General features: G+C 71.7%; 11 protein-coding genes. 9 read left to right on the top strand and 2 right to left on the bottom strand.

Annotated elements, in window-relative coordinates:
- The first annotated feature begins 18 nt into the window (after positions 1–18).
- From ACWDY5_RS20010 to ACWDY5_RS19985, 6 genes are all read left to right on the top strand, one after another.
- Positions 19–447: an SRPBCC family protein gene (locus ACWDY5_RS20010; protein WP_449723686.1), complete on the top strand. Its 429-nt coding sequence runs from the start codon at positions 19–21 to the stop codon at positions 445–447.
- A gap of 118 nt (positions 448–565) precedes the next feature.
- Positions 566–1,450 (top strand): siderophore-interacting protein, encoded by an 885-nt coding sequence (locus ACWDY5_RS20005; RefSeq protein ID WP_449723685.1) that lies wholly within the window; start codon positions 566–568, stop codon positions 1,448–1,450.
- Positions 1,450–2,445 carry an ABC transporter substrate-binding protein gene (locus ACWDY5_RS20000; protein ID WP_449723684.1) on the top strand — a complete coding sequence of 332 codons (996 nt, stop codon included), beginning with the start codon at positions 1,450–1,452 and terminating at the stop codon, positions 2,443–2,445. The genes ACWDY5_RS20005 and ACWDY5_RS20000 overlap by 1 nt, the downstream gene beginning before the upstream one ends.
- Positions 2,445–3,422, top strand: a complete 978-nt coding sequence (locus tag ACWDY5_RS19995; RefSeq protein ID WP_449723683.1) for a FecCD family ABC transporter permease — start codon at positions 2,445–2,447, stop codon at positions 3,420–3,422. The genes ACWDY5_RS20000 and ACWDY5_RS19995 overlap by 1 nt, the downstream gene beginning before the upstream one ends.
- Entirely contained in the window at positions 3,419–4,447 is a 1,029-nt protein-coding gene (locus ACWDY5_RS19990) for a FecCD family ABC transporter permease (RefSeq protein ID WP_449723682.1), read from the top strand. Before ACWDY5_RS19995 ends, ACWDY5_RS19990 begins: the two co-directional genes overlap by 4 nt.
- Positions 4,444–5,220: an ABC transporter ATP-binding protein gene (locus ACWDY5_RS19985; protein WP_449723681.1), complete on the top strand. Its 777-nt coding sequence runs from the start codon at positions 4,444–4,446 to the stop codon at positions 5,218–5,220. The genes ACWDY5_RS19990 and ACWDY5_RS19985 overlap by 4 nt, the downstream gene beginning before the upstream one ends.
- On the opposite strand, the gene ACWDY5_RS19980 is transcribed toward ACWDY5_RS19985, so the two are convergent.
- Positions 5,215–6,357, bottom strand: coding sequence for an erythromycin esterase family protein (locus tag ACWDY5_RS19980; RefSeq protein WP_449723680.1), 1,143 nt, complete (start codon positions 6,355–6,357; stop codon positions 5,215–5,217). The genes ACWDY5_RS19985 and ACWDY5_RS19980 overlap by 6 nt on opposite strands.
- Before the next feature lie 82 nt (positions 6,358–6,439).
- On the opposite strand from ACWDY5_RS19980, the gene ACWDY5_RS19975 reads away from it, so the two are divergent.
- Both ACWDY5_RS19975 and ACWDY5_RS19970 read left to right on the top strand, forming a co-directional pair.
- On the top strand, positions 6,440–7,138 hold the full coding sequence (locus ACWDY5_RS19975) for a TioE family transcriptional regulator (protein WP_449723679.1): 699 nt from the start codon (positions 6,440–6,442) through the stop codon (positions 7,136–7,138).
- A gap of 20 nt (positions 7,139–7,158) precedes the next feature.
- Positions 7,159–8,058, top strand: a complete 900-nt coding sequence (locus tag ACWDY5_RS19970) for an SDR family oxidoreductase (RefSeq protein ID WP_449723678.1) — start codon at positions 7,159–7,161, stop codon at positions 8,056–8,058.
- Here the strand turns inward: ACWDY5_RS19970 and ACWDY5_RS19965 are convergent.
- Positions 8,051–8,992: a helix-turn-helix transcriptional regulator gene (locus tag ACWDY5_RS19965; RefSeq protein ID WP_449723677.1), complete on the bottom strand. Its 942-nt coding sequence runs from the start codon at positions 8,990–8,992 to the stop codon at positions 8,051–8,053. The two genes, ACWDY5_RS19970 and ACWDY5_RS19965, sit on opposite strands and share 8 nt — an antisense overlap.
- A 62-nt stretch (positions 8,993–9,054) precedes the next feature.
- Here ACWDY5_RS19965 and ACWDY5_RS19960 point away from each other — a divergent pair, with 62 nt between their 5' ends.
- The gene (locus tag ACWDY5_RS19960) at positions 9,055–11,295 is read left to right on the top strand and encodes an ATP-binding cassette domain-containing protein (RefSeq protein WP_449723676.1); all 2,241 of its coding nucleotides are present in this window, start codon (positions 9,055–9,057) and stop codon (positions 11,293–11,295) included.
- Positions 11,296–11,338: the final 43 nt, after the last annotated feature.

Genomic DNA, 11,338 nt, shown 5'->3' with positions numbered 1-11,338 from the left:
AGTGGACAGGCTGTGGCCATGGCTGAAACCACAACGGAAACCCGGATCGAGATCAACCGTGTGCTGCCCGGCACCAGGGCGCGCATCTACCAGGCGTGGACCGACGTCGAGCTGTTCACGCAGTGGTACGGCACCGACCCCGAGCGCACCACCCTGGACGCTCGGCCCGGCGGCAAGTGGCGCGGCGTGCTGGTCTACGAGGGCCAGGAGATGACCTTCTCCGGCGAGTTCGTCGAGCTGGTGCCAGAGCGCCGCGTGGTGCTGACCCTGACCGACCAGGCGGACGGATCCGGCCCGCACGCGCTGATCACGGTCGCGCTGACCGAGGTCGAGGGCGGCACGAACGTGCAGTTCACCCAGGTAGGGCCGCTGCCGGAGGAGTACCTGGAGGCGACCACCGCGGGCTGGCAGGGCTACCTGGACGAGCTGGAGAGGGTGACCGGCTGAGAGTGGGGGAGGGGCGGGGGTGGTCTAGACCGCCCCCGCTTCCGCTCAATTAGGCGAGGCTAACCTATGCTGCGAAGGTCGGGTCAGGGCCGCCGCCCTGGTAACTGGGGAGTTCGCAGTGGAAAAAGTAGATCATCGACATCGGCACCGCGAGCGGATCGCCGAGGTCAGGGCCGGAACCAGCGCGGAGAAGGTGCCCTACCCGATCCGCATCCGGCAGGCCGAGGTGCGCGCGGTCCGCCCGGTCGGCGCGGGCCTGGTCCGGGTGACCCTGGGCGGTCCTGGCACCGAGGGCTTCGAGGCGCACGCGCCGGACGAGCACGTGAAGCTGATCTTCCCGGAGCCGGACGGCTCGCTGCGCCTGCCCGAGCCCAACGGCGACATGCTGCGCTGGCCCCGGCCCGCGCCGACCTCCCGCGAGTACACCGTGCGCCGCTACGACCCGGCCACCGGCGAGCTCGAGCTGGACATCGCCCTGCACGAGGGCGGCCTCGGCGCGGACTGGGCCCGCACGGTCCAGCCGGGCGAGCCGGTGCACGTGGCCGGTCCGCCCGGCGGCCGGATCGTGCCGCACACCTTCGACCGCTACCTGCTCGCCGGGGACCTCACCGCGCTGCCCGCGATCGCCCGCTGGCTGGAGGAGCTGCCGCGCACCGCGAAGGGCTGGGCCTTCATCGAGGTCGCCGACGCCACCGAGGAGATCGACCTCGCCGCGCCCGAGGGCTTCGAGGTGCGCTGGCTGCACCGGGGCGCGCTGCCGCCGGGCACCGCCGGACTGCTCGCGCCCGCCGTCCAGCAGGTCACCCTACCCGAGGGCGAGCGGATCCACGTCTGGGTCGCCGGGGAGGCCGGGGAGATCAAGCCGCTGCGCCGCTGGGTCAAGGATCTGGGACTGGGCAAGGGCGAGCACGACATCACCGGCTACTGGAAGCGCGGCGAGGCCGACTTCGACGAAGACCACGAGCACGAGCACACCGCCGCCGCCGGAAACGAGGAACGCTGATGTCCGCCCGCCGTCCCCTGCGCCTGCTCGGCGCGCTCACCCTCACCCTGGCGCTCGCGGTCACCGGCTGCGGCTCGGGTGAGGCAGGCAAGGAGAACGCCGGTGGCACCAGGGTGGTCAAGGCCGACAACGGCGACATCACCATCCCGGCCAAGCCGCAGCGGGTGATCGCCACCGGTTACGCGGTCCCGGCGCTGATCGAGGCCGGCGCGCCGCTGGTGGGCATCTCCACCTGGGCCCGCGGCCTGCCGCTGATGACCCCGGAGGACCGCAAGACCTACGAGGGTCTGAAGAAGGTCGCCGGCGAGCAGGCCAAGGAGACCAACTACGAGGCCATCGCCAACGCCCAGCCCGACCTGATCGTGATCGGCGTGCCCGCGCCGGTGCTGGGCGACATCGACGTGGCCCGGCTCAAGACCGTGGCCCCGGTGGTCGCGATCGGCCCGACCGTGCCCTCGGCCTGGCGTGAGCTCTCCCGTCGCCAGGCCGACGCGGCCGGGGTCTCGGCCAAGTTCGACGACGCCAAGAACAAGTACGACGCCAAGGCCGCCGAGCTGAAAGCCAAGTACCAGGCCGTGCTGCCCAAGCTCAAGCTCGGCCACCTCGGCGCCTACGGCGAGGTCGCCAAGGGCCAGTTCCACCACGAGTTCAACGGCTCCTGGGGCACCAACATCGCCCAGGACATCGGCGCGAACTACTACGGCGAGGTGAAACAGAAGGGCAGCGGCTCCAAGGCCGTCGCCGAGTACTCCTCCATCGAGGAGCTGACCGCCGCCTACGCCGAGGCCGACGCGATCACCTACTCGGTCAAGCCGGACGGCTCGGTGCCCGCGCCGGTGCAGTACGTGCTGGACTCCGAGCTGTGGAAGAACCTGCCCGCGGTCAAGGCGGGCAAGACCTTCCCGTTCCGCTACACCGAGGCCGCCACCTACTCCTCGGCGCTGACCACCCTGGGCGCGATCGACACCGCGTTCGCGCCGCTGCTGGCCGGGTGATGGCTCGGCAGCTCTGGGTGCTGGCCGGTGCGCTGGCGCTGCTCGTGCTGGCCGTGGTGGTCAGCATCGGCGTCGGCGCCAATCCGGTCGCACCCGCCGAGGTGGTGCGCGCGCTGGTGTCCTACAACGGATCCAGCGACCACCTGATCGTCTGGGACATCCGGGTGCCGCGCGCACTGCTGGCCATCGGGGTGGGCGCGGCGCTGGCCACCGCGGGCGCGGTGATCCAGACCCTGTCCCGCAACCCGCTGGCCGAGCCCGGCATCCTCGGCGTCACCGCGGGCGCGGGGTTCGCCATCACCATCGGCTCCGCGCTCGGCCTGGCCGCTTCCCAGGGCGAGCAACTCGGGCTGGCCATGCTCGGCGCGGTGCTGGCCGCGCTGGTGGTCTACTCGGTCGGGCACCGCTCGCCACTGCGGCTGGTGCTCACCGGGGTGGCGCTGACCGCGGTGCTCACCGGCGTCTCCCTCGGCCTGCGGCTGATGTCACCGGAAGTGCTGGACCAGTACCGGTTCTGGTCGGTCGGCTCGCTGGCCGGCCGGGAGCGGCTCTCGCTGGCGCTGCCCATGGCGGCCATCGGCATCGCGCTGCTCGGCACCCTGCTGCTGAGCCGCTCGCTCGGCGCGGTCACCCTCGGCGAGACGGTGGCGCACGCGCTCGGCGTGCGGGTGGCCAGGGTCCGGCTGCTCGCGCTGGTGCTGATCACCGTGCTGGTCGGCGCGGCCACCGCGGTCGCTGGGCCGATCATCTTCGTCGGCCTGATGGTGCCGCACCTGGCCCGGCGGCTGGCCGACGGCTCGATCCCCTGGCTGCTCGGGCACACCATGGTGCTCGGCCCGGTGCTGCTGCTCGTCGCGGACACCCTGTCCCGGGTGCTGCTGGTCACCGGCGAGGTGCCGGTGGCCATCGTGACCGCCTTCCTGGGCGGCCCGGTGCTGATCTGGGCGGTCCGGCGCTACGGGGCGGACTCGTTGTGAGCGGCCCGGTGACCTTCGCCCTGCCGCGCGGCGGGAAGAGCATCCGCATCGAGCGCCGGACCCTGGTGGTGGTGCTCGCGCTGGTCGTGGCGATGCTCGGCCTCGGCCTGCTCGGGCTGTGCCTCGGCGCGTCCTGGTCCAGCCCGGCCCAGGTGTTCGCCGCCTTGGCCGGAACGGGCGACTCCATCGTGGTCATCAGGGACTGGCGGCTGCCGAGAGTGCTGGCGGCACTGGTGTTCGGGGCCGCGCTCGGCCTGGCCGGGGCGATCTTCCAGAACATCACCCGCAACCCGATGGGCAGCCCGGACGTGCTCGGCCTGGACAGCGGCGCCTACACCGGCGCGCTGTTCGCGATCACCGTGCTGGCCGGCACCTCGGCGCAGCGCGCGGTGAGCGCGGTCTGCGGCGCGCTGCTGGTGGCCGGGCTGATCTACCTGCTGGCCAGCCGCGGCGGGCTGTCCGGGCTGCGGCTGGTGGTGATCGGCGTGGCGATGAACGCGATGGCGGCGGCGCTGAACTCCTGGATCGTGCTGCGCGCCGAGCTGGAGGTGGCCATCGCCGCGGTCGGCTGGCACGCCGGTTCGCTCAACGGCATCGGCTGGCCGCAGGTGTGGCTGCCGTTCGCGGTGGTCGCGGTGCTGGTCGCGGTGCTGGCCACCCAGTCCCATGCCTTGCAGCAGCACGCTTTGGGCGCGGACCTGGCGGCCACCACCGGGGTCGGGGTGTCCCGGCTGCGGCTGCTGGTGGTGCTCATCGGCGTCGGCTGCACGGCCACGGTGTCCGCGGTGGCCGGGCCGATCGTGTTCATCGCGCTGGCCGCCCCGCAGATCGGCCGCAGGCTGGCCCGCTCGCCCGGCGTGCCGCTGCTGCCCGCCGCGCTGACCGGCGCGGTGCTGCTGCTCGGCGCGGACCTGCTCGCCCAGCTGCTGCTCGCCCCGGTCGCGCTGCCGGTCGGCGTGCTCAGCAGCGCGATCGGCGGCTGCTACTTGATCTGGCTGCTCACCAGGGAGGTGAGGCGCGCGTGACCGCACGCCTGCACGCACGGGAACTCACCCTTCGCTACGGCGAGCGGGTGGTCTCCACCCGGCTGGACCTGGACATCCCGGACGGGAAGTTCACCGCCATCGTGGGCCCCAACGCCTGCGGCAAGTCCACCCTGCTGCGCGCCTTCGTCCGGCTGCTCCGCCCGGCCGGGGGCGCGGTGCGCCTGGACGACCGCGAGGTGGGCGCCTACCCGGCCAAGGCGCTGGCCCGCTCGCTCGGCTTCCTGCCGCAGGACCCGGTGACCCCGGAGAACATCAAGGTCCGCCAGCTGGTCGGCCGGGGCCGCTTCCCGCACCAGTCCCTGCTGTCCACCTGGTCCAGAGAGGACGATCGGGCGGTCGCGGAGGCGATGGCCGCCGCCGGGGTGGCCGAGCTGGCCGAACGGGGTGTGCACGAGCTCTCCGGCGGCCAGCGGCAGCGGGTGTGGGTGGCCCTGGTGCTCGCCCAGCAGACGCCCTACCTGCTGCTGGACGAGCCCACGTCCTTCCTGGACATCACCCACCAGTACCAGCTGCTCACCCTGCTGGCCCGGCTGCGGGAGGAAGGCCGGACCATCGTGGCGGTGCTGCACGACATCAACCAGGCCTGCCGCTACGCCGACCACCTGGTGGCGATGAAGGAGGGCAGGGTGGTCGCCGAGGGCGCCCCGGCCGAGGTGGTGGACAGCGCGCTGCTCAAGGAGGTCTTCGACCTGCCCAGCATCGTGGTGCCGGACCCGGTGACCGGCACCCCGATGGTGGTGCCGACGCTATGACCCGACCGCGGCGCCGTCGCTGATGTGCAGCACCGCGGCGGCGCCGCCCAGGTTGAACTCATCCAGCGGGAAGTAGCCTTGCTGCGGCGTCATGTCGGTGCGGACCTCCGCCGGTGCGATCGCCTCGGCCTTGGTCAGGCCCCAGGTGGCGAACCGCTCCTGCAGCTCGGCCTCGTAGGTGTCCGGATGCGGCTCGCCAAGGCCGATCTTGGCGCTGCGGCCCAGGCTCCCGGCCACGAAGGTGTAGCGCTCCTGGGTCAGCGCGGCCACCATCGCGCCCGCGGACAGCCAGGAAATGTTCAACGGCCCCATGGCCAGGTGGCTCTGGCGGGTCTGCAGGTGCAGGTTGTGCGCGCCGAGCAGGGTCCCGCCGCGCCGCGCCTCCAGGCCGCGGATGTCCAGGATGTTGCGCGCCATGAAGGTGTCCCTGGTGGCGCTCAGCCGGCCCCACCGCTCGTTGGACTCGATCTGCTGCGCGGCCAGGTAGTGGTAGCGCAGCAGGTCCAGACCGGCGGTGAGGTGGACGCGCGCCCGCACCCAGGCCGCCCGCGAGGTCCTCGCGATCAACCCCGGGGCGCACTGGTCCAGCATGGTGAGCAGCTCGTCGCCGAGCACCCGCGCCCGCGCCGCCTCGTCGGTGGCCCCCGGCGACTGGTCCGGATCCATCACCGCCGCGGTGTCGCTCCACTGCTCGTCCGCGCCCAGCAGACCGGCGAAGTCGAGGTCGAGGCCCAGGTAGTCGCGGGCGTGCTCGAGGAAGCGCCGGGGGCTGGGCACGCTGAAGGTCTCCATCGCGGCGTCGAAGCCGTGGAAGGCCAGCCGGTCCGCGGGCGGCCTGCCCTCGTTGTACTCGCGCATCCAGGCCACCAGCTCCCGGTTGGCCGCCAGTTCGCCGAAGTTGTGCGTGAAGCCCTCCGCCAGCACCGAATCGAGGGTGCCGACGCCCTCCTGGACGAAGTCGTTGACCGCGAGGGCGGCCACCCGGCAGGTCTCCAGCGCGATCGAGCGGAAGCCGTGCGCGGCCAGCTGGGCGAAGAGCTCGTTGCGCAGATACCCGAAGGCCGGTTCCTGGTGCGTCGGCTCGCCCAGCGCCACCAGCTCGGCAGTGGTCACGAAGTCTCTAATGTCCTGACTCATGGGTCTCAATCGTAACTTTGAAAGACCGGTTGAAACTTCCAGCGCGCTGGCCTCGGAGCTGCTGCGGTAAAGTCTCAAACCGGTGAGAACCCTACGACCAGCCGACCTCGCGCGGGAGCACGGCCTGTCCACCCAGGCGGTACGCAACTACGAGCGCGACGGCTTCCTGCCGCCCGCCGAGCGCACCGCCAGCGGCTACCGGATCTACACGCAACGGCACGCCGCCGCGCTGCGCGCCTACCTCGCCCTGGTCGGCGCCTACGGGCACGCCCTCGGCGGCCAGATCATGCGCACGGTGCACCACGGCGAGCTCAACGAGGTGCTGCTGACCATCCACCGCGGCCACAGCCAGTCCCTGCGCGACCAGGAAACCCTGGCCGCGGTGCGCGAAGCGGTCGCCCACCTGACCGGGCAACCCGCCGCTCCGCCGTCACCCGGGCCGCGCAGCATCGGCGAGCTCGCCCACCAGCTCGGCGTCACCCCGGCCACCGTGCGCAACTGGGAACAGGCCGGAATCCTCACCCCAGCACGGGATCCGGCCACCGGCTACCGGGTCTACACCGCCGAGGACCGCCGCGACGCCGAACTGGCCCACCTGCTCCGCCGCGGCGGCTACCCCCTCGCGCACATCGCCACCGTGGTGCGCCAGATCCGCACCGCGGGCGGCACCGACAGCCTGGCCGGGGCGCTGGAGGACTGGCAGCGCAAGCTCACCGCGCAGGGCCTGGCCATGCTGCGCGCGGCCACCCAACTGAGCGACTACCTGGGATTGGCCGGCTGAACACGGGGTAAGACCACCGCATGGCCGAGGACCAGTACACCCAGCAGGACCCGCGCACCCAGTACCCGCGCCCAGGGCAGCAGCAGGGCCAGGAGCAGTCGCACCCCGGCACCGGCGAGGCCATGGGCCCCGAACCCGACCACGGCGAGCGCACCTACCGCGGCAGCGCCCGGCTGGCCGGCCGCAAGGCGCTGATCACCGGCGGCGACTCCGGCATCGGCCGCGCGGTGGCCATCGCCTTCGCCCGCGAGGGCGCGGACCTGCTGCTGTCCTACCTGCCGGAGGAGGAAGAGGACGCGCAGAGCACGGCCGAGCTGGTGCGCGAGGCCGGTCGCGAGGCGGTGTGCGTGCCGGGGGACATCCAGTCCGAGGAGCACTGCGGGCACCTGGTCGCTCGGGCGGTGCAGGAGTTCGGCCGGATCGACGTGCTGGTCAACAACGCCGCCTACCAGATGTCCCAGGACGAAGGCATCCTCGGCATCAGCACCGAGCAGTTCGACCGGGTGCTCAAGACCAACCTGTACGCGATGTTCTGGCTGTGCAAGGCCACCGTGCCGCACATGCCACCCGGCGGCGCCATCATCAACACCGCCTCCATCCAGGCCTCCCAGCCCTCCGCCGAGCTGCTGGACTACGCGACCACCAAGGGCGGCATCGTCACCTTCACCAAGGCGCTGTCCAGTGACCTGATCGAGCAAGGCATCCGGGTCAACGCGGTGGCTCCCGGTCCTATTTGGACACCGCTGATCCCGGCCACCATGCCTGAGGAGAAGGTGGACTCCTTCGGCGGCGACACCCCGATGGGCCGCGCCGGTCAGCCTGCCGAGCTGGCTCCGGCCTACGTGTTCTTCGCCTCCCAGGAGTCCAGCTACATCACCGGGGAGGTGCTGGCGGTCACCGGCGGCAAACCGCTCACCTGAGCCGCGCGCCGAACCGTTGGCAGGCCTGGCGAAACTCCGCCGGTTCGTGGATGGTGAAGTCCGCGTCCAGGAACGCCAGGCCCTGCACCAGCCACTGCCAGGAGTCCAGGAACAGCACCGCTCTGGTGCCCTCGGCGAGCGGGCTGAGCTCGACGTCCTGGTACTTGAACGCATCCGCCACCGCGTCCAGCGGCGCGTCGACGGTGAGCACCACGCGCTGCCGCTGCCGCTGCATGCCTTGGCGCACATAGTCAATCCCGCTGCCGGCGGGCAGCGGCCGGGGCGTGAAGGTCCGGCCCAGGTCCCTCGGCTCGGTGATGCGGTCGATGCGGAAGACCCGCCAGTCCGCCCGGTCGGTGTCCCAGGCCAGCAGGTACCAGCGCAGGTGCAAGTGCAGCTGGCGGTGCGGCTCCACCCGGCGGGTGCTGGCGGTTCCGTTCGCGCCGGTGTAGCCGAAGGACACCAGGTGGTTGTGGTGGATGGCCTCGGCCAGCGTGCTCATCGTCTCGGCGCTGGTGCTCGGCGCGGGCGTGGCGGTGGTCTCCAGGCTGGCGCGCAACGCTGCCGCGCGGGGTCGCAGCCGCTTGGGCAGGTACTGGTCGACCTTGCCGTAGGCGCGGGTGGCCGCGTCGTCCACGCTGCCCTCGCTGGCCTGGCCGACGGCGGCCAGCGCGGCCAGGCCGAGCAGGGTGGCGATGGCCTCGTCGTCGTCCAGCAGCAGCGGCGGCATGGCCCGCCCGGCGGCCAGCCGGTAGTAGCCGCCCGGCCCCGGCTGGGTCTCCACCGGGTAGCCGTAGCTCCGCAGGCGATCCACGTCCCTGCGCAGCGTGCGCGGGGCGACCGCGAGCCGGGCGGCCAGCTCCTCGCCGGTGAACGCCCGGCCGGTCTGGAGCTCGGCCAGCAGCGAGAGCATCCGGTGCAACACATCCGCCATGCCGACATTCTCCCGTGAATCGCGGTCAGTTTCTGGCCACATCTACTCCTAGCGTGGCGGCCATGTCGACCATCCGCATCCGGGACGCCCGGACCAACAACCTGAAGTCGCTCGATGTGGACGTGCCGCGCGGGCAGGTGGTGGTGTTCGTCGGCCTGTCCGGCTCCGGCAAGTCCTCCCTGGTGTTCGACACGATCGCGGCCGAGGCCGGTTTCCAGCTCACCGAGACCTTCCCGCCGTTCACCCGCAACCGGCTGCCGAAGTGGACCAGGCCCGAGGTCGGCCAGATCGACGGCCTGTCCCCGGTGGTGGTGATCGACCAGCGCCGCCTCGGCGGCAACGCCCGCTCCACGGTGGGCACGATCACCGACGCCTGGACCTACCTGCGCCTGCTGTACTCCCGGCTGAGCACCCCGCACGTGGGCGAGTCGAACCACTTCTCCTTCAACGACCAGGCAGGCATGTGCGAGACCTGCTCCGGCCTCGGCGAGGTGGTGGCCAGCGCGGTGGACCGCTTCCTCGACCTGGACCGCTCGCTGGCCGAGGGCGCGATCCTGTTGCCCGGCTTCGGAAATGGCGGCTACTGGTACTCCCAGTACGCCGACATCGGCGCTTTCGACGTGCACACCCCGTTGCGCGAGTGGAGCCAGGCCGAGCGGGACGCGCTGCTCTACGGCGGCGAGCATGCCGCTCGGCTGGGGACAAAGCCGCCCAAGGACTACGAGGGCGTGGTGGAGCGGTTCGAGCGGATCCACCTGCACACCAGCGACGACCTCTCCGACCGCAAGAAGGAGACGCTGGCCCGGTTCACCCGCGCCGCGCGGTGCCCGGACTGCCACGGCGACCGGCTGAACAAGGCGGCCCGCACCGCTACCGTGCGCGGCCACACCATCGGCGAGCTGGCCAGGATGGAGATCAGCGAACTGGCCAACCTGGTGGCGGAACTGACCGATCCAACGGTGCGGCCCGTTCTGGATGCGTTGCGGGATCGCCTGGACGCGATGGTCACCATCGGCCTCGGCTACCTGCACCTGGGCCGCGCCACCACCACCCTCTCCGGCGGTGAGTCCCAGCGCATCAAGACGGTGAAACACCTGGGCAGCAGCCTGATCGAGATGCTCTACGTCTTCGACGAACCCACCGTCGGCCTGCACCCGCACGACGTGGCCGCGATGACCACCCTGCTCAAACAGTTGCGGGACAAGGGGAACAGCGTCCTCGTCGTCGAGCACGACCCCGAGGTGATGGCCATCGCGGACCAGATCATCGAGATCGGCCCGCACGCGGGCGAACACGGCGGAACCCTGGTCTTCCAAGGCACCTTCGCCGAACTCCAGCAGGCCAGCACCCCCACCGCGACCGCGCTGCGCCGGCCGCGCCCGATCAAGACCCAGCCCCGGAACCCGCGCGGGCACCTCACCATCGCCAACGCCACCCGCAACAACCTGGACAACGTCACCGCCGACATTCCCACCGGCGTGCTGACCGTGCTCACCGGCGTGGCCGGGTCGGGCAAGTCCAGCCTGGCCGCCGAGCTGCTGGCCCAGCACCAGGCCATCGTCATCGACCAGAAACCGGTCAGCACCAACCGCCGTTCCACCCCCATCACCTACACCGGCATCGCCACCCCCATCCGGAAACTGTTCGCCCGCACCAACAACGTCCCCGCCACCCTGTTCAGCGCCAACTCCGCGGGCGCCTGCCCCGACTGCGCAGGCCTGGGCGTGATCTACACCGACCTCGCGTTCCTGGACGGCCAGGAGACGGTCTGCCAGACCTGCCACGGCCGCCGCTTCACGCCGGAAGTGTTGCGGCACAAGGTGGACGGACTGTCCATCGCCGATATCGACGAGCTCACCATCACCGAGGCCATCCACCGCCTCACCGACCCGGCGATCGCGAGCTCCCTGCGCCACCTGGACCAGGTCGGCCTCGGCTACCTCCGCCTCGGCCAGCCGCTGACCACCCTCTCCGGTGGTGAGTGCCAGCGCGTCAAGATCGCCAAGGAGCTGCGCGAGGCCACCGAGCCCACCCTCTACGTCCTGGACGAACCCACCACCGGCCTGCACCTGAGCGATATCGACAACCTGCTCTCCGTGCTGGACGACCTGGTCGAACAAGGCCACACCGTGCTGGTCATCGAACACAACCTGGACGTGATCCGCCGCGCCGACTGGCTGATCGACCTCGGCCCCGGCCCGGGCAGGCACGGCGGCCGGATCCTGTTCCAGGGCCGGGTCGCCGACCTCACCGGCACCGCCACCGCGGCCGCCCTCCACCCCGGGGTGGAGATCCCCGGCTGAGCGAACCCACCCGTGCGCCGAGGCAACTCCACCCGGCCCGTCC

The sequence above is a fragment of the Crossiella sp. NPDC003009 genome (assembly GCF_053591555.1).
This window is presented reverse-complemented; position numbering and strand designations above follow the sequence as displayed.

What these genes read in the sequence shown, in the direction of transcription:
- ACWDY5_RS19970 (WP_449723678.1), top strand. Translation starts at nt 7,159, where the DNA reads ATGGCCGAGGACCAGTACACCCAGCAGGACCCGCGCACCCAGTACCCG.
- ACWDY5_RS19960 (WP_449723676.1), top strand. Translation starts at nt 9,055, where the DNA reads ATGTCGACCATCCGCATCCGGGACGCCCGGACCAACAACCTGAAGTCG.
- ACWDY5_RS19995 (WP_449723683.1), top strand. Translation starts at nt 2,445, where the DNA reads ATGGCTCGGCAGCTCTGGGTGCTGGCCGGTGCGCTGGCGCTGCTCGTG.
- ACWDY5_RS19980 (WP_449723680.1), bottom strand. Translation starts at nt 6,357, where the DNA reads ATGAGTCAGGACATTAGAGACTTCGTGACCACTGCCGAGCTGGTGGCG.
- ACWDY5_RS19965 (WP_449723677.1), bottom strand. Translation starts at nt 8,992, where the DNA reads ATGGCGGATGTGTTGCACCGGATGCTCTCGCTGCTGGCCGAGCTCCAG.
- ACWDY5_RS20010 (WP_449723686.1), top strand. Translation starts at nt 19, where the DNA reads ATGGCTGAAACCACAACGGAAACCCGGATCGAGATCAACCGTGTGCTG.
- ACWDY5_RS20000 (WP_449723684.1), top strand. Translation starts at nt 1,450, where the DNA reads ATGTCCGCCCGCCGTCCCCTGCGCCTGCTCGGCGCGCTCACCCTCACC.